Genomic DNA, 16,808 nt, shown 5'->3' on the forward strand with positions numbered 1-16,808 from the left:
GAGCCCGTCACGATCGTCACCGACGAGGCCTTGCCCTTCAGTGACTCGTAGATGCGGTGAGTCGTCGCGCTGATAACCCTGTTGCCGCTCCCATACTGCAGGGCGGCGCTCCAGACCGCCTCCCCCGCCGAGGGCTCGGCGGGGGAGGCGCCAGTCAGCATGGCGGGCGTGATGGTAATGGGCGGAAGCGCGCGCATCAGGCGGCCGCCTGGGTCTGCATGGCGCGGCCGCCTTCGGTCACGTTGGTCAAGGTGCGCTCCATCTTGTCGTTGCTGGTGGCGATGCGGGCGCTCGTGGCGCGCAGGTCGGCGAGCTCGTCACGCAGGGCGCGCAGCTCGTTGATCAGGGACTTGTCGTTCTTCTGGTCGGCGCGCTGGACGTTGACCGCCTCGCCGGGGCTGAGCGCCAGGTTGAAGAGCTTGGAGTCGGGCGGACCGGAACCACCGACCTCGAAACTGCCGCCGGTAGCGTACTTGAGCGCGCCGCTTTGGAAGAAGGACAGCTTTCCCTGGGCGACCAACGCGTTGGCCGCGTCGATCCCCTGAGTGTTCACAATGTCCATGTAGCCGGGCTGGTAACGGGCGGCGCTGGTGTAGACCGCCTGAATTTCCGGATCCGTCGAGTCGGCGTTGCCGCTCCCCCGCCCGGCCATGCTGTTGACCAGACCCCAGTTCCAGGAAGCGTTGTTCAAATCCTTCTGGGCCTGGGTGAGCGTGGTGCTGGCGGCGCCGCTGCCCGAGCTGGCGCCATTGACGGGGACGCCCCCCACCGACACCACGCCCGCCGCCGCCGCGGCCTGGTTGGCCGCCTGCAGCCCGGCGATCGCCTCCCGCACCGAGACGATGCTGGCGTTGACCTGGATCAGCCCCTGCACCGAGGCGTCCAGCGCCTCCAGCTGCGCCTCGGCGATCGAGACCTGGCGATCGGCGGTGTCGGCAGCCTCGTCGACGGCGGCGCGGACCAGGCCGACGTCACGCAGATAGTCCTGGCTGGTCGAGACGTAGTCACGCGACGCCGCCGTGAACGCCTCGCCCTCGGCCTGCAGCCGCCCCATCGCGTCGGGGTCGCCCAGGCGGGCCAGGGACGCCGTCGTCAGGAAGCTCTGCCGCGTCGTGCGATAGCGGCCGGCCAGATCCGCTCCGGCGATCGTACCCGACAGGCTGGTGCTAAACGCGCGCAGCGACTTGGACAGGTCGGCGAACTTATCCTTGGTCGCCTGGAGCGCGTCGTGCTCGCGCTGATAGGCCTGGGTGAGCACGTCGCGCGCGGCGGCGACCTTGGCGGCGGCGTCCTCGGCGGCCCAGATCTGCTCCTGGTACTGCTTCTGGATCGGGTCGGTGATCGCCGCCAGGGCGTTGGCCCGGCGCAGCGCCTTGGCCTCCTCACTTCGTCCCTGAGCCTCCAGAAGATCGGCGTACATGTTGGAGCGATCGGTCGCCAGCTTGGCGGCCTCGGCGGCGTCCTGCAGGCCCCACAGGGTCTTCAGAAGCGGCGCCAGCGAGGCGTCCAGCGCCTCGACGGCCTCCATCTCCTTGGCCCGCGACTTCGCCAGCAGCGCGCCGGACGACAGGGTCAGCTCGTCGATCTGGTCCTGGATGGACGCGCGCTTGTCCTCGACCGCCGCCCTGGCGTTCTCGGCCGCCGTGGCGACCTTGTCGAACGCCGGGGCCAGAGCCATGAGGGCGGCGTAGAGTTTGGCCCCGTCCTCGTTCGAGACATTCTGCTTGAGGACAAGATCCTTGAAGCCTTCGCGCGTCAGGTCGGGCGACAGGCCCAACCGCTTCAGCTCGGCCGCCACCGAGTCCTGGACCGGCTTGAGCCGCTCGTCGTCCGACAGGAAGTGCTCGGCGAAGAAGGCCGCCTGGTCGGTCAGGTTGTCCAGCCCGCCGACCAGATCGACCAGCCGTTCGCGCGCCTCGAGCGAGGCCACGCCGACCGTGGCGAAGATCATGCCGACCGACTTCAGCGTCGTGTCGATCACCTCGTACTGGCGCGCCACCCGGACCAGGGTCTCGAAGGCCCCCTCGCCCACCTTCTGGAACTGGGCGATGGCCGGGACGGCGGCCTTGGCCATGTCGTCGCCCAGCTTGCCGAAGATCGCGTTCAGCGCCTCCTCGATCTGCGTCCCGGTCATGTCCTTGAAGGACAGCTTGCCCAGGTCGACCTTGAAGCTGGCCAGCGCCTCCTCGACGCCGGTCGCCTTGATGGCGCCCGCCGCGTCGGTGACGCCCTTGCCCAGCGACGTGATCAGCTTGGTGATCTGATCCAGGAAGTCGCCGTCCAGGGCGCCGGTCTCGGTGATCACCTTGCTCTTGCTGGATGTGGTGATCCCGAAGGCCTTCTTCTTCGTCGTCTCCAGCACCTGCTGGTAGGTCGAGCCGGACAGGCCGCCCTCGAGGATCGCGCCCAGGGTGGCGGCGTCGAACTGGATGCCCTGGTCCTGCAGGGTCCGCGTGGTGGACTTCGAGAAGCCCAGGTTCGACAGGGTGGGTGTCGAGCCGGTCTTGCCCAGGTTTAGCCCCTCGGTGCTCAGCATCCCGCCGGCCCCAAACGCCTTGGCCAGCGCGGCCGCCACGGCGCCGATCTGGTCGTCGATCGACTTCAGCGACCGGACCATGGCGTTGCCGTATTCCAGGTCCTTGTTCTCATAGGCCTGGGCGTGGGTCAGGGCCTTTTCCAGGCTCTCGGACTTGGCCTTAGAGTCGCCGAGGATCGAGCCGGAGCCCTGGGCGTCTTGGCGGGCCTTCATGTCGTTGGCGCCGGGGACCGAGCCGCCGCCACCAGTGTGCAGACCCAGACTTGCCAGCACGCCGATCATGGCCGCGACAATCGGGAAACCCCAGGGGCCTAGTTCCTCGAAGATCTTGGCCGCGCCGCCAGCTGCGGCCGCGACACCTCGGGCAGCGGAGTTCGCCACGCCCTGGCTCGTCGCGGCGGTGTCCAGGGCCATTGCCTGGATCGTCGCAGCGGCCTGCCAGAGGCGATAACCCCTTTCGACGCCCTCGATCGCCGCGTATCCGGCGCTGTGTTCCTTGAAGAAACCCTTGGCCGCCGCCGCCGCATCGCCGTAGCCCTGCAGGCGGATCGCGAGGGTCTCCCGATCGTAGCGCATCGTCTCGTCAGCAAGCCGCTTTTCGGCCTGCCCCCGCTCCTTGGAGTCGACGGCAGCTGCGTTGATAACTTCATTCAGTTGTTTGGCTTTCGCCGTGTGGCTGCTCGTCAGTTTCGCGCTGTTCAGTTCGTAGGACGAGAAAACCGTGAGCAGGCCGCCGACCGCCTTGCCGACATCGCCAAAAGAACTCGAAAGACCCTGCGCGGTGGCCTGGGCCTTGGCTTGCAGCTGAGTCCAAAGATCTACTGACTGAGTCAGAGAAGCATTGTATTCGTCCTGGATTGTTTTCAGGACAGCAGTCTTCTTGGCGACATCCTTGGCGTTATCAACATATTTGTCAGCCAACTCGATCTCTTCGGGGTGCGCGGCATCACGATTAAACCCCTTGGCTCTCAACTCTTGTTCGGCCTTGAGCTGGGCCAGGGCGACCGAACGCTCGATATTGCCCGCACCGACAAGTCGCGCCTCCTCGCTGAGCGTGTCTAACGTATCCCTTTGCTGCCCGATGGCGGTCAGCATCTGGGCGCGACGCGCCTGCTCATTACTTTCGGCCTGGGCGGTGGCGAGAGCGCGATACGCGGCCTGCAGCTTGTCTTTGGTCTCCCCCTCCGCCCGATTTGCAAACGCCAGGAGTTGCCGGCCGACGGCCTCGTCGCGCAGTTGCTCGGAAGCCTCCGCGCTAGTTAGAACTCCATTTGCGACCTGGTCGTTTACGACTCTTTGCGCTGCGGCGTTCGCCGTCAGGTTCGCCGCCTGTTGCGCGGTGGAGGCCGCCGCCTTCGACATCGCCAAGTCGTACTGACCGGCCACGTACCGAGTAATGTCCGCTTCGTCGGTGAGCCCCTTGCTTACGGCGTCCGACCGGGCTTGCGCGGCCATGGCCGCCTGGTCCGATTTTCCGTAGGCCTCCGCGAGATTCCAGTTGGCTTCCGTCGCCTTCTTCGTCGCTTCGACTTCCTTTTCGAACTGCGCTTGATGTTCGGCGCGAGGATCCTGCGCCGGGGCCGTCACACGAAGATGGGTGGCGGCCTGCCCCCTCGAAGCGGACGCCGGCGCATTGATCTTCGTCTCAAGCTCCTTGATTTCGCGAGCGTAGGCTTCAGACGCCCTATTGGCTCGCGCGAGGTCAGGGAGATTGTTTTCCCTAATGCCTCGGTCGACTTTCTTCTTTTGGATCTTCAGATCGGCGAGGATGTCGTAGTCACCGGTCTTTGCGTTTACAGCGTTAGTGGCCTCGACGGAGCGGTTGTCGCGAGCAATGGCGTCGGCGCGCCTTTTCCCTTCAGCCTTCTGGGCGTTGACCCGGTCCACCAGTGTCGACCCAAGACCCCCATAGGTGTTCGCGACCTGCTCATCGCTGGGATTGAAGAAGTTCCACGCCCCTTGCTGCATCTTCTCGAAGAAGTTCGAAGCGCCGTTCTTCGCCGAACGAAAAGCCTTGTCCAAATCCAGAACTTTGTCGGCCGTACCACCCGCGCTTTTGGAAACGCGATCAAGGATGATGGCCTGCGCCCCAGCGAGATCGTTCTCCTTGACCAGTGTCTTGACGAGTTCACGGGTCTTGCCGTCGAGACCCTCCACCTTCCCGTTCAGCAGATTCATGTTCTGGACGGGGTCGACGAGAACCTTGCCAAGTTCCTGCAGCGCCCCGGCTGCATCTTGCTTCGTCGCCGCCGCATAGTCGTCTGTGAGCTCGATCGCCCTTTGCAGGATCGGAGCGCTCGTCACGCCAAGCCGCAGATACGACTCCACCATGCCCTGCGCGGCCGAGATCGAAACGTTGCCCGCAGCCGACGAACGCTCGGCGAGAGCGGAAAGCTCCTGCCCGCTGAGACCGGTAGCGCGCGCCAGGCCATAGGTCATCTGCTCGACCTGCGACTGAGCCTGGCCATACTGATAGACGGCCTGCGTGACTTGCAGCAGGACCTCGGCGATTCGGCCGTAGGGGCCTAGCGCTCCTCCCGCGCCGGCGAGTTCTTCCGCGACGCTCGCCAGAGCCCCTTTAAGGCCTACGCCTCGACTGGCCGCGCTCGCCAGAGCTTCAGCCGCGCCCATGCCCTGCGTCGCGATAACCTTGAGCGGGTCGCCGCCCGAAGCGAATGCGGAAAAGGTGTCGGTGACCAATCCGCTGAGCTTCTTGACCTCCTCGCCTTGAAGACGCGCGGCCTCGCCGCCCGCCTTGAGAGCCGCGCCGAACGAGGCCTGGTCCTTCACGACCTTGGACTGCACCACGCCCAGCGCGCCGACCGCGACCGAAACCCCCTTCAGACCAGCGACGAGTTCGTTCAGATCCTTGTCAGCCACAACGGCTCTCCCAAAAAGTTCGGGCCGCGCCTCCTTGCGAAGACGCAGCCCGGTGGTGGTCAGCCGCCCTTGGCGGGGGCCGTCATGGTCAGAAGGTGCTCGGCGTCCAGGGCGATCAGGGCCCGGCGTTCCCACGGCTCCAGCCGCACGCCCTCGTCACGCTCCCAGGCCTGGATCTCCAGGCGCGAGAGGCGCGAGGGGCCGAACCCGCCGCTCTGGCGGGTCTGGCAGAGGTCGGCGTACCAGGCCCACAGGTGGGCCACGTGCGACGACAGCGGCGGCGGGTTGGCGAGCCGCCAGGTGGCCTCGGGATCGCCCTGTCGGGCCAGGCTCTCGAGGTGGACCCTGAGCGGCTCGCCGTCGTCCTGCCGGCCGGCGAGCTCGAACTGCTCGCGGCCGTAGGCGATCAGGCCGCGGACTTGCCCGGCATAAAATTTCCGAGGTTGTTCGACGCCGCGGTAACCTGTTCGGCGATCTCGGAATTGCGGCTGACCAGGCGGAAGGCGTTCTCGGCCGACCACTCCTGCTTGATGCCGCGCCAGCCGACCAGTCGGACGGCGGTCAGCCGGTGGCCGAAGGCGATGTCGTCCTCGATCGGCGTGAAGTCGGCCTTCTCGGGATTGGCGCGGCCGGTCATGGCGGCGGCCACGGCCTGGCGCTTGCGGCGGTCGTTGACGAGGCGGTTGACCTCGGCCTGGACCTTCTCGGACTGGCCGCCCAGCACCAGCAGGAAGACGCCGGAGCCGGAGCCGTCGGCGCGGACGTACTCGACCTCGAACGGGGTGTCGCCGGCGGCGACGGCGTCCAGGTCGTTGAGGTCGAACAGGGTTTCGGTCGAGAACTTGGTCATGGTCTGTCCTTGGGAAAAGGACGGCCGGGCGCGACCCGGCCGCTAAGTTGAGAGGGGACTTCGGAGGGAGAGGGACGGACGCCGCGCGGTTAGGCGGCGCTGTCCTGGATGGCGATGATGGTCTGATCGGTGGCCAGGGCCGCACCGCCGGCGCCGTTGATCTGGGCCGTGAACGGATAGGTCCGGATCACCGCCTTCTCGCCGTCGTCGGGGGTGTCGCCGGTCAGCTTGATCATCGGCAGGTTGACGACCACGAAGTCGGCGTTGGCCGTGGCGTCCTCGGTGATCGCCAGGACCAGCGAGGTGGTCGAGCGGCCGTCGAAGATCGTCTGCAGGGTCACGCCATCGAACTTGGCGGTGAAGCTGCCAGATACGGCCACGCGACCGCGCTGGATGTCGTCGACCACGTTCGAGCCCACCACGGCGTCGCTGTGGGCGGCGTTGCCGTTGATGGTCACCTGGGCGCCGGTGACGTTGGCGACGGGCGCGCCGTTGACCAGGATCACGCCGTTCACGGCCGTCAGGATGTCGGTGACGGTTTCGGCGTTGGGCGAGGTCAGCACCTGGGCCGCGCCCAGGGTGCGGGTGCGGCCGACGGTGTCGAGGCTGATGGTGGCGTTGCCGGTGGCCGGCAGGTTCAGCGCCGCCTGGCCGACCTGCTGGTCGGCATAGGTCTCCGAGCGGCCCAGGTCCGGATACCACTCCTCGAAGGTGTAGTAGTCGTTGGTGTGGGCGGTCAGCGGCACCAGCGACTTCTTGCCCGTCACCGCGACCGCGGCGCTGGCGATGTTGGTCTCGGCGAACATCGCCGAGCCGTTGACCACCTTCACCGTGGCGACCGTGGCGGTCAGGGCGATGATCAGCAGGTTCTTCTGCGTGTTCAGGGCGTTGAAGGCGCCGGCGGTCAGGCGGATGACGTCGCCGATCTTGAAGCCGTCGGTCAGGTACGAGCCGGCCGAGCGGGTCAGGGTCCAGTTCTGGCCCGAGGCGGCGACGCTGATCGTGGCGCCGGTGGCCGAGACGCCGGCCGTCATGTCCTTGCGCAGCAGAGAACCCAGCAGGGCGCCGTAGGTGCCCGGCGACAGCAGGCCGTCGATCTTGCCGGCCGGCTTGACCACGCCCAGGCCGACGCCCGTCGACTGCTGGTGGCTGACGATCTCGTTGCTTTCGAACGTATCCGGCGGGGCCTGGAACACCGAACTGGTGCGGCGCACGACCTGGCCGCCTGCACCCGCGGCGGCGGCGCCGAGGCCGGTCTGTTTCTTGTAGACGGTCTTCTTGTTGATGCCCTGGGCGACGGCCATGGGGATCTTCTCCTGGGAAGTTATCGGAATGGGTGGAGGGCTGGACGAAGTCCCAAAAGTCGCTTGGGCCGTCCCTTCGGGCGGAGACCGCCGTCAGCTGGTGATCGTGGCCAGGAACGGGACCTGGACGGGCATGACGTAGCGGTCGCCCTCCAGGATCGCGGCCAGGATGAGAGGGGTGCGGGCGACGGTCGTGGTCAGACCATCGGCGGTGAAGGCCGCGCCGCGATAGAAGGTCGAGCGCAGCAGCTCGACGCGGACGGTGATGTCCGCCATGCCCGCGCCCTGCGGCCAGCAAAGCGAGACGACGAACATGCCGCCCTGCTGGAAGCCTCGGCCGTACTCGGTGTTGACCGGCTCGGCGAAGATCATCGACACGCGCTGGTACGGCGCTCCGGCCGTCGGCGTGTAGGCCGTGTTCTCCCAGGCCGTGGCCAGGGGCGGACTCATCGCGGCCAGCGCCGTCTCCAGCGCCGCGCGGATCTTCGGCACGCTCATCGGCGGCTCGCCGAAGTCGGGAACGGCGGGATCGAGGCGCGCGAAGGCGATCCGAGAGCCGAACGGCTCCCGGTGGCGGGATCGAGGATCATGTCTGGGTTCCCGAACAGGCGAGACGAGAAACCCGTCCCTCGAAGGGCAGGACGGGTTCGAAAGCGACCGGCCAGGCGGCTCAAGTCGAGCGCCGGATCCGAAAGAGATCGAGGGTTTGAATTTCAGTCTCCGGAGGTCGATGGGGTCGCCAAGGACACATCTCCGAGAATGATCAGATTAGACCCTCTACCTTCCCGGCGGTCAATCATTTTGTTCACTAAACGTTCTTATTCTTGCGGTCACGGGCGATCTGCTTGGCCAGCGCCACGACAAGGTCCAGAGCCTGGGTTAGGACTTCGCGATTACGTGTGAAGACGCGGCCCGCGCCCCAGGCCGACAGGCTGGTCCCCTCCCCCGCCACCGCGCGCAGCAAGCGTAGCGCCATGGGCTTGTCGGCCAGCGCCATGGCCACGGCGCGGTCAGCGCGAGCCACGAAGTCCAGCATGCGCGCGCGCCGCAGCCGGGCGGCGACGAAGCGGTCGTTGTCGTGGCCGCCCCTATGGCCGGGCTCCAGGCTGGCGATGCGCAGGTCGCGACCTCGGGCCTCGAAGCCGGCGCGGTACAGCAGGCCGACGGCGTAGTGGGCGTCGGTGATGTGGCCGCCCTGGCGCAGGCCGCGCAGGCCGTCACGGCTGGAGATCCGCACGGGCCCAGCGACCGCCGCTTCGGGGATCTCCACGGTCTCGCCCCGCGCGGAGGCCAGGGTCAGGCTCTCGACCAAGCCGGCGGCGACCTCGGCCTGTTCGGTCCGGGCCAGTTGGGCGTCGGCGATCCGCAGCATGGCTTCGCGCGCCGCCTGGCGGGTGGCCGGACTGATAGCCAGAGCCGCCGCGCGGTCGGCGCGGGCTAGGTCGGCCAGCTCGGTCGAGGTCAGCCCCTCGGGCCGAATGACTTGCACGGAAATGGTGCGTCCCCTTCTTTCCTTCGGATGTGGTCAGCGCCCGGAGCGGACGCCGCGTCGGTTCTGGGCCAGGGCGTGGCGGCGGGCTTCGCCGGCGCAGACCTGGGTGACGACGTCGTGGCCGTCGCTCTCGGCCAGCATCCGGCCGGCGGCGCGGATGATCGCGCACAGCATCGGCTTGCGCGGTCCGCAGTCGCGGACGGCCCGGTCAATGGCGCCCTCGGCGACCTCGTCGTGCAGGCCGCTCACCCGCCCTGCTCCTCCAGGACGGCGCGGCCGGCGATGGTCAGGCTGATCCGGCAAGGACGCCCGCCCAGGCGCTCGACCAGGCCCGAGAGGCGCGCGGCCTGGGCGCGGTCGCTGCCGGCCGACAGGCTGACGGCCATCTCGTCGGCCAGGTCGGCCAGGGTCAGCGGCCCGTCGGCCAGGGCCTCCAGCACGGCCAGCACCTTGGACGGAACGACGGGCTCTTCTGGCAGGACGCCGAACAGGCGGGTGCGGATCGCCTCGGACAGCGCGTAGCGGTCGGGGCGCGGATCGCCCATCAGCAGGCCGGTGAGAATGGCGCGCGGCGGCCGGCGATCGGCCTCGGTGCGGCGGGCCGTATAGACATGAAAGGTCGCATGACCGGCCGGACCGGTCCCGTGGATCGGAATCATCTGGAGCTTCCTGCGGCTGAGCCGATGGATGGGAATTTCGGGGAGATCCCGCCCGGCTCGCGTCGCCAGGGCGGAACTCTCGGAATATCCAATTTGTACCAAATACAAATTTGCATGGCAAGCAAATTTTGTGTTTAATGGCCGGACATTCCCCATTCGCTCCCTCGTGGGATTTGCATGACACCCGACCGGCAGGCCAAGGCGAAGCGACGCGGCAAGACCTTCATCCGCGCCTGGCGCAAGCATCGCGACATGAACCTGGAACAGGCCGTCGAACGCCTGGAGCTCGAGGTCGGCTATCCGTATTCGGTGGCCCAGCTCTCGCGCGTCGAGCGCGGCGAGACCGGTTATTCCCAAGACGTGCTGGAAGCCCTGGCGACCATCTATCGCTGCGAGCCAGCCGACCTGATCATGCGCGATCCGGAGGCCTCCGAGGGGATCTGGTCGATCTGGGACCAGCTCCAGCCCGTGCAGCGGATCCAGCTCGTCGAGATAGGACAAACCCTCAAGAAGGTAGGATAATTCCCGTTCAATCCAGCGCCAGGATCTCGCCCTGGCGCTCGATCAGCCTGGGCTTTCCCCACAGACCCGACAGCGGCTCGCCGCGCACGCGATACAGCGCCACACCCGACGAGCGCCGAGCCAGGACCTCCATCTCGCGCCGCGCGTCCTCCTCGAAATAGCACTCCCTGACCTCGGTCGGCATGAGCGTTCCACCCCGCCTTCCGAAGGCCTGCACGCAGAAACGCGTCACCGCGAACACGACAACCTCCGCCTTCAACGCGACCACCTTGCACGCCTCCTGCGCGTGAGTCGATCGGTCGCGACGGCGCATGCGTCCGAGTCTGACGCATGTCAATATTTGCACAAGATGCAAATCCTGAAGGCGAGCTTGGTTTTGCATGAAACGCAAACATCGGCCCAGCCCAGCCCCACGCTTTACGCGCGAACGGCGGCGATATACAACTATGAGAAGTTATATCGCTCGATACACGAATAGAGAGCCTCGCCGCATCCGCACCCCATCCCCGTTGGAGGACAGACGATGAGCAAATGGCATCCCGTGGTCCTGAAGCTGCAGAAACTGATCAAGGACAACGGCTGGGAGGCGCGGTTCGAGAAGGCCGTCGCCCAGGCCCGCGCATGGAACATCCCCGAGCTGTCCGACCTCAAGGACCTCGAGAGCTACTACGTCTACATCAACGACTTTCTGCGCTGGGTCCCCAGCGAGAACGATCCAGGGCGCGAGGTCTACAACAAGCTCTGCAAGTTCTATTTCGTGCTCGACCAGGACGCGGTGAAGGACCTGCAAAACAAGGTCGTCCCCCACGACAAGGCCCCGCCCCTGACGCCGCTGTCGGCCTGGCTGGTGGAATACGCCGACGCCCTGGGCGCCTTCCTCGACACGCCGGAATCCCTGACGCCGGCCTCGCTGGAGACCTTTCGCAAGTCGCCGAACTACAATCTGGGCGACTACATCGAGCCGCACGGCGGTTGGAAGACCTTCAACCAGTTCTTCGCCCGCAACTTCAAACCGGGCTACCGGCCCGTGGCCGCGATCGCCGACCAAAGCGTCGTCGTCTCACCCGCCGACTCCACCTTCGCCGGCCAGTGGGAGATCCGCACCGACAGCCACGTCACGGTGAAGAACCTGCACTGGAAGATCGAGGAGCTGATGCAGGGCAGTCCCTACAAGGACCGCTTCAGGAACGGCCTCTTCATGCACGCCTTCCTGGGCCCCAACGACTATCACCGCCAGCACGCGCCGATCGGCGGCACGGTGCTGGAGTCCCGCGCCATCCCCGGTCAGGTCTATCTGGAGGTGGTGGCCGAGAAGGTCGCCGGCGACGCCAACGGCGTGCACAGGCTCAAGCCCGTCCGCGCCTTCGACGCTCCGGACGCGGCCGGCTACCAGTTCGCCCAGGCCCGCGGCCTGATCGTGCTGGACACCCCCATCGGCCTGGTCGCCGTGCTGCCGATCGGCATGTGCCAAGTCTCGTCGGTTATCGTCACCGCCGAGGTCGGCGTCACCGTCCGCAAGGGCGAGGAACTGGCCTACTTCCAGTTCGGCGGCTCGGACATCATCGTGCTGTTCGAGGCCAAAAGTAACATCAGCTTCACCGCCCAGCCGAACGTCCACTACAAGATCGGCACGAAGATCGGGGATGCTTATCCGGTTGTGTAAGCCCCCCCGGAGGCGGTGGTGGTAGGCCTGGAGGGACTCGAACCCCCAACCAGACCGTTATGAGCGGTCGGCTCTAACCATTGAGCTACAGGCCCGCGCGAATACGTGTGAGCGTACGCGAGAGCCGGCGGATTAGCATGAGCCGAACGCGGCTTAAAGCTCCGGTTCAGGTTGGGGCTGTCACCAAGGAACCATAGCGGTTCGGCGACGCTTCCTGCGCCAGACCGCCTTGGAGAAAAAAGATGACGCACATCGCTCGCCGCCCCGCCCGCGCCCTGGCCGCCCTGGCCGCCCCCGCCCTGGTCGGCGCCCTGCTGCTGGGCGCGGCCGCGCCGGCGCTGGCGCAGACCGACGCGGCCTTCAAGGCCACGACCTTCAACCTGTCGGCCTATGGCGAGACCCGCGTGGCCCCGGACATGGCCACCATCAACCTGGGCGTCCAGACCGACGCGCCGACCGCCGCCGAGGCCCTGAAGGCCAACGGCGCGCGCATGAACCAGGTGATGGCCGCGCTGAAGAAGGCCGGGATCGCCGAGCGCGACATCCAGACCTCGAACCTGAACCTGAACGCCCAGTACGCCTACGAGCAGAACCAGCCGCCCAAGCTGACCGGCTACCAGGCCTCGAACCAGGTGACGATCACGGTGCGCGACCTGGCCAAGCTGGGCGCGAGCGTCGACGCCACGGTCAATGCCGGCGCCAACACCGTCAACGGCATCAGCTTCGGCCTGGCGGACCCGCGCGCCGCCGAGGACGCCGCCCGCCTGGAAGCCGTGAAGGCCCTGCAGGCCAAGGCCGCGCTCTACGCCCGGGCCACCGGCTACAAGGACATGCGCCTGGTCAATCTGAACGAGGGCGGCGGCTACACCCCCGCTCCGCCGCCCGTGCCGATGATGGCCTTCGCGTCGAAGCGCGAGGCGGCGGACTCGACCAGCATCGCCGGCGGCGAACTGAAGGTCCGGATCGACGTCAACGCCACGTACGAAATGATGAAGTAGCGTCGGCCGAACCGATCTGAAAAAGCCGCCGCCGGGAGAGCCCGGCGGCGGCTTCGTCGTTTCAGGGCCTAGAAGCCGGCCTTCTCGAAGGCCCGCTCGACGCGATCCTTGATCTCGAGGCCCGGCAGGGCGCGATCGCCCTCCATGACCGCGACATAGGTCAGGCCGCGCGACGGCTTGCCCTCGCCGGTCGGCACCGGACCGAGGGTCCAGCCCACCGTGGCGCCGGGGGCCGAGCCGCTGGGGCAGCTGAGGAAACGCGCCGGTTTGCCGATGCTGGCCTTGAGCAGCGTCTCGGCCGTCGTCTGGCCGCCCCCGCAGTCGGGCAGGTTGCGCGAGCAGGTGATATAGCCGCCCCCGCGCCAGACCAGCTTGCCCTTGGCGTCGGCGATCACCACGCAGGTCGAGGGCGAGCCGATCGACTTGCCGACCGCCTGGGTCAGGACGCCTTCATCCACGCCTTGCGGCAGTTTCGGGGCGCAGGCCGCCAGGCCCAGGAAGGCGGGCGCCGTGACGGCCAGGACCGCGAGCGCGACCCGGCGCATCAGGCCGCCTTCTTGATGTGGTTGCCTTCTTCCAGCAGCACGACGGTGGGGGCGTAGTTACGCGCCTCCTCGGCCGGCAGCTGGCAGTAGGTGACGACGATGACGAGGTCGTTCTTCTGCACCAGGCGGGCGGCGGCGCCGTTGACGCCGATCACCTTCGAGCCGCGCGGGGCCTCGATGGCGTAGGTGGTGAAGCGCGCGCCGTTGGTGATGTTCAGCACGTCGACCTGCTCGTTCGGCAGGATGCCCGAGGCGTCCAGCAGGTCGCGGTCGATGGCGATCGAACCTTCGTAGTCGAGATCGGCCTGGGTCACCGTGGCGCGGTGCAACTTGGCCTTCAGCATGGTCAGCAGCATGGCTGGGATATCTATCCCTTTGAATGTGTTGGAGACTTCCGGGCCGCCACACACAAGGCCCGTCGATCAGGTTCCGCCATATAACACGAACCCGGACCCGTTCAATCGCACCGCAACATCGGGCCGATGTCAGAGCTTGTAGGCGCCTTCCTCGATCTTGGCGAACAGCGCCTTGGTGATCTTCGCATAGCCCTTGCCCGGAGCGCGGAAGTACAGCGGATCCTTGGTCTTGGTCGGGTCGAAGCCGTCATTGACCAGGTCGATCTTGCGGTACTTGAAGGTGCCGGTGGTCTCGATCGCCTGCTGCAGCCGCACGAAGATCGGACGGGCGTAGCTGGGCAGGTGCTCGTCGACGTACTTGCTCAGGGCGGCGATGTCGAAGCCCTCGTCGGTGACCAGCGAGACCATGCCGGCCTTGCCGTCCAGGTCGCCGATCTTCACGCCATAGACATTGACCTCCTGCACGCCCTCGAGGCCGGCGATGCGTTCGGCCACCTCGCTGGTGGCGACGTTCTCGCCCTTCCAGCGGAAGGTGTCGCCGATGCGGTCGACGAAATAGATGTAGCCGTCGCCGTCGATCTTCATCAGGTCGCCGGTGCGGAACCAGGCGTCGTTCTTCTCGAAGACGTCGTGCAGCACCTTCTTCTCGGTGGCGGCCTTGTCAGCGTAACCGACATAGTTCGAGCGCGCGTCGCCGGCGATGTGGCCGATGCACTCGCCCACCTCGCCCGGCGCGACCTCGACGCAGCAGCCGTTCACGCCGCGGATGGGCATCTCGGCCTCGACGTCGAACTTCACGATGCGGATGTTGAACTTCTTCCGCAGATAGCTCGGGATCCGGCCGATCGCGCCGCGCTTGCCGTCGAAGTTGAACAGCGAGACGTTGCCCTCGGTCGCACCGTAGAACTCCAGCACCTCGCCGACCTTGAAGCGGTCCAGCATGTCGTCCCAGACGTCCGGACGCAGGCCGTTGCCGAAGATCAGGCGGATCTTGTGGGCGCGCTCCAGCTCGTGTTCCGGCTGGTTGGCCAGGTAGCGGCACAGCTCGCCGATATAGACGAACATCGTGCAGTTCTCGTTGACGACGTCCGGCCAGAAGTGGGTCGCCGAGAACTTCTTGCGCAGCACGATCGAGCCGCCGTTCAGCAGGCCCGCGCCCAGGGCGCAGAGGCCGCCGGTGGCGTGGTACAGCGGCAGGGTCACGTAGATGCGGTCGTTCTGGTTGGCGCCGGTCGAGCCGGCGAAGCCGCGCATGTACAGCTGGGCGCGCATGTGGGTGATGCGCGCGGCCTTGGGCAGGCCGGTGGTGCCGCTGGTGAAGATGAACAGCGCCGTGTCGCGGGCGGTGATGCCGTTGCGGGCCGTCTCGCGGTCCGGACGCAGCTGGCTGCAGCTCTTCAGCGCCTTGACCAGGTCGCGCTGCTCGCCATGGGCCGGGCCCAGCACCCACTGGTGCATATGGCGGTCCAGTTGGCCCTTCACGTCCTCGAAACAGGGCGAGGTCTCTGGGTCGACGATGCAGTGCAGGGCCTGGGAGATGTTCAGGCAGTGGGCCAGCGCCGCGCCGGTCAGCTGGTTGTTGATCAGGGCCGTGGCCACGCCGACCTTGGTCAGGCCGTACCAGATGGCCAGGTATTCCAGGCGATTGGGCATGAACAGCGCCACGGTCTGGCCGCGCGTCAGCCCCTGCCCCTTGGCCCAGTGGGCGTAGCGGTTGGCGATCGCGTCCAGCTCGGCGTAGCTGATCGTCTTGCCTTCGAAGGTGATGGCCGGGCGGTCGCGCCACTTGTCGACCGCGGCCTCCAGGTCGTCGCAAATCAGGTTGGCGCTGTCGGGAGCAATGGATTTCACACGCTTGAGCGTCCGGGACAGTCCCTTCAGGAACTTGATCTCCCGCCGGATCTTCTGACGCAAACGCATGTATGGCTCTCCCTTCAAACAACCATTGGAGAGCGCCGAGCGGCCGGTCAAGCCAGTGTGTGCCGCAATGCAGCACCTATCGTCGTTCGATCAGATCGCGGGTGTCGAGGGCCGGTCGGAGATGCTGAAACGCACCTCACCGCGCCTTACGTCCAGGGCAACCGACTTGAATTTCTGCAGGACGTCCGTCCCCACCAGGATGGCCGGCTCGCCGCCCAGCCCCCAGAAGTCGAAGGTGTGGATCGGTCCCATGACGACCGGGATCCATCGGATCAGCAGGCCGCCGATCCGCAGGCTGGACAGCACCGCCACCGTGCAGGGCAGCATCTCGCCGGTGACGCTGCGCAGGTTCAGGTTCACCGTCTCGCCGACAATGGCCTTGCCTTTGCGCGCGGCTTCCAGAAGGGCCAGGTTGCCGATCGTCGTGGTCGAGCCGCTGTCGATGAAGGTCAGCAGCGCGCCGCCGGGCATGTAGGCGTCGATCAGGGTCAGGCCGTTGCGCTTGGTGCGGGCGGGCGCGATGAAGGTCAGGGAGCCGGGCGGCTCCAAGGCCGCGCCCACGACCATGCGGCCCCGGGCGTAGTCCAGGGTCAGGCTGCTGCGCCCCAGCCAGTCCAGCCCCAGAAGCCCCCGCGCGCCCAGGGTCGCCTCGGGCACCACCGAGACGGCCAGGTCGCGCTGCTCGCGATCCCCGGCCTTCAGGGAGGCGACACCGACCCGATCGACCACGGCCGAGCCGGCCACATGGTGCAGGACCGTCTGCCCCCGTCGCTCCAGCCCCAGGTCGTCGGCCAGTTCACGCGAAATCACCGAGCTGTTGGCGCCCGTATCGACCATGAAGGGGAACGGCCCCGCGCCGTTGACGTAGGTCTGGACGGTCAGGCGACGAGCCTCATCGAGGAAGCGCAACCGCTCGCTGGATGGAACGGGGTCGGGCGTGGTCAGCGCCATGGCCAGGCCAGGCGCGACGGCCAGACCGGCCGCCAGGCTGAAGGCGCGCCGACGCGAGATCGGTCCATGGCCCATCGCGCTTCCTCCGTTCCCGGAGAACGCTATACCCGTGGGTCAAACGGCGCCACTCGG

The 16,808-nt window shown here is 67.0% G+C and carries 16 protein-coding genes and 1 tRNA gene; 3 read left to right on the forward strand and 14 right to left on the reverse strand.

The features are described 5' to 3' along the window. Window positions 1-196: 196 nt before the first annotated feature. The 8 genes from K8940_RS15080 to K8940_RS15115 form a co-directional block, all read right to left on the reverse strand. Window positions 197-5,416 carry a phage tail length tape measure family protein gene (locus K8940_RS15080; RefSeq protein ID WP_223390804.1) on the reverse strand — a complete coding sequence of 1,740 codons (5,220 nt, stop codon included), beginning with the start codon at window positions 5,414-5,416 and terminating at the stop codon, window positions 197-199. A 59-nt stretch (window positions 5,417-5,475) separates the two neighbouring features. Further along, entirely contained in the window at window positions 5,476-5,679 is a 204-nt protein-coding gene (locus tag K8940_RS15085; RefSeq protein WP_223390806.1) for a hypothetical protein, read from the reverse strand. Between the two features lie 143 nt (window positions 5,680-5,822). After that, window positions 5,823-6,266 (reverse strand): hypothetical protein, encoded by a 444-nt coding sequence (locus tag K8940_RS15090; protein ID WP_223390807.1) that lies wholly within the window; start codon window positions 6,264-6,266, stop codon window positions 5,823-5,825. Between the two features lie 89 nt (window positions 6,267-6,355). Beyond that, on the reverse strand, window positions 6,356-7,570 hold the full coding sequence (locus tag K8940_RS15095; protein WP_223390809.1) for a phage tail tube protein: 1,215 nt from the start codon (window positions 7,568-7,570) through the stop codon (window positions 6,356-6,358). A gap of 93 nt (window positions 7,571-7,663) precedes the next feature. Further along, window positions 7,664-8,068: a phage tail terminator-like protein gene (locus K8940_RS15100; RefSeq protein ID WP_223390810.1), complete on the reverse strand. Its 405-nt coding sequence runs from the start codon at window positions 8,066-8,068 to the stop codon at window positions 7,664-7,666. A 310-nt stretch (window positions 8,069-8,378) separates the two neighbouring features. Then, window positions 8,379-9,059 (reverse strand): hypothetical protein, encoded by a 681-nt coding sequence (locus K8940_RS15105; protein WP_223390811.1) that lies wholly within the window; start codon window positions 9,057-9,059, stop codon window positions 8,379-8,381. Window positions 9,060-9,095: 36 nt separating this feature from the next. Further along, on the reverse strand, window positions 9,096-9,311 hold the full coding sequence (locus K8940_RS15110) for a hypothetical protein (protein ID WP_223390812.1): 216 nt from the start codon (window positions 9,309-9,311) through the stop codon (window positions 9,096-9,098). Then, entirely contained in the window at window positions 9,308-9,721 is a 414-nt protein-coding gene (locus K8940_RS15115) for a hypothetical protein (RefSeq protein ID WP_223390813.1), read from the reverse strand. Before K8940_RS15115 ends, K8940_RS15110 begins: the two co-directional genes overlap by 4 nt. Window positions 9,722-9,898: 177 nt before the next feature. Here K8940_RS15115 and K8940_RS15120 point away from each other — a divergent pair, with 177 nt between their 5' ends. Next, the gene (locus K8940_RS15120) at window positions 9,899-10,243 is read left to right on the forward strand and encodes a helix-turn-helix domain-containing protein (RefSeq protein WP_223390815.1); all 345 of its coding nucleotides are present in this window, start codon (window positions 9,899-9,901) and stop codon (window positions 10,241-10,243) included. 7 nt (window positions 10,244-10,250) lie between these two features. Here the strand turns inward: K8940_RS15120 and K8940_RS15125 are convergent, their stop codons facing one another. Next, on the reverse strand, window positions 10,251-10,427 hold the full coding sequence (locus K8940_RS15125) for a hypothetical protein (RefSeq protein WP_223390816.1): 177 nt from the start codon (window positions 10,425-10,427) through the stop codon (window positions 10,251-10,253). 339 nt (window positions 10,428-10,766) lie between these two features. On the opposite strand from K8940_RS15125, the gene K8940_RS15130 reads away from it, so the two are divergent. Continuing rightward, the gene (locus K8940_RS15130; RefSeq protein WP_223390817.1) at window positions 10,767-11,906 is read left to right on the forward strand and encodes a phosphatidylserine decarboxylase; all 1,140 of its coding nucleotides are present in this window, start codon (window positions 10,767-10,769) and stop codon (window positions 11,904-11,906) included. Between the two features lie 19 nt (window positions 11,907-11,925). On the opposite strand, the gene K8940_RS15135 is transcribed toward K8940_RS15130, so the two are convergent. Continuing rightward, window positions 11,926-12,001 (reverse strand) — tRNA-Ile (locus K8940_RS15135). A gap of 147 nt (window positions 12,002-12,148) precedes the next feature. Between K8940_RS15135 and K8940_RS15140 the strand changes: the two genes are divergently transcribed. Next, the gene (locus K8940_RS15140; protein ID WP_223390818.1) at window positions 12,149-12,904 is read left to right on the forward strand and encodes an SIMPL domain-containing protein; all 756 of its coding nucleotides are present in this window, start codon (window positions 12,149-12,151) and stop codon (window positions 12,902-12,904) included. A gap of 68 nt (window positions 12,905-12,972) precedes the next feature. Here the strand turns inward: K8940_RS15140 and K8940_RS15145 are convergent, their stop codons facing one another. The 4 genes from K8940_RS15145 to K8940_RS15160 all read right to left on the reverse strand — a co-directional run bounded on the left by K8940_RS15145 (window position 12,973) and on the right by K8940_RS15160 (window position 16,751). Continuing rightward, the gene (locus tag K8940_RS15145) at window positions 12,973-13,449 is read right to left on the reverse strand and encodes a hypothetical protein (RefSeq protein WP_223390819.1); all 477 of its coding nucleotides are present in this window, start codon (window positions 13,447-13,449) and stop codon (window positions 12,973-12,975) included. Then, window positions 13,449-13,805: an aspartate 1-decarboxylase gene (panD, locus tag K8940_RS15150; RefSeq protein ID WP_223390820.1), complete on the reverse strand. Its 357-nt coding sequence runs from the start codon at window positions 13,803-13,805 to the stop codon at window positions 13,449-13,451. Before panD ends, K8940_RS15145 begins: the two co-directional genes overlap by 1 nt. Window positions 13,806-13,934: 129 nt before the next feature. Continuing rightward, entirely contained in the window at window positions 13,935-15,725 is a 1,791-nt protein-coding gene (locus tag K8940_RS15155) for a long-chain-acyl-CoA synthetase (RefSeq protein ID WP_223390821.1), read from the reverse strand. A 90-nt stretch (window positions 15,726-15,815) separates the two neighbouring features. After that, window positions 15,816-16,751, reverse strand: coding sequence for a retropepsin-like aspartic protease (locus K8940_RS15160; protein ID WP_223390822.1), 936 nt, complete (start codon window positions 16,749-16,751; stop codon window positions 15,816-15,818). Between the last annotated feature and the right edge of the window lie 57 nt (window positions 16,752-16,808).

Origin of the sequence: Caulobacter segnis (assembly GCF_019931575.1) — a bacterium.
Lineage (GTDB): Bacteria > Pseudomonadota > Alphaproteobacteria > Caulobacterales > Caulobacteraceae > Caulobacter > Caulobacter segnis_C.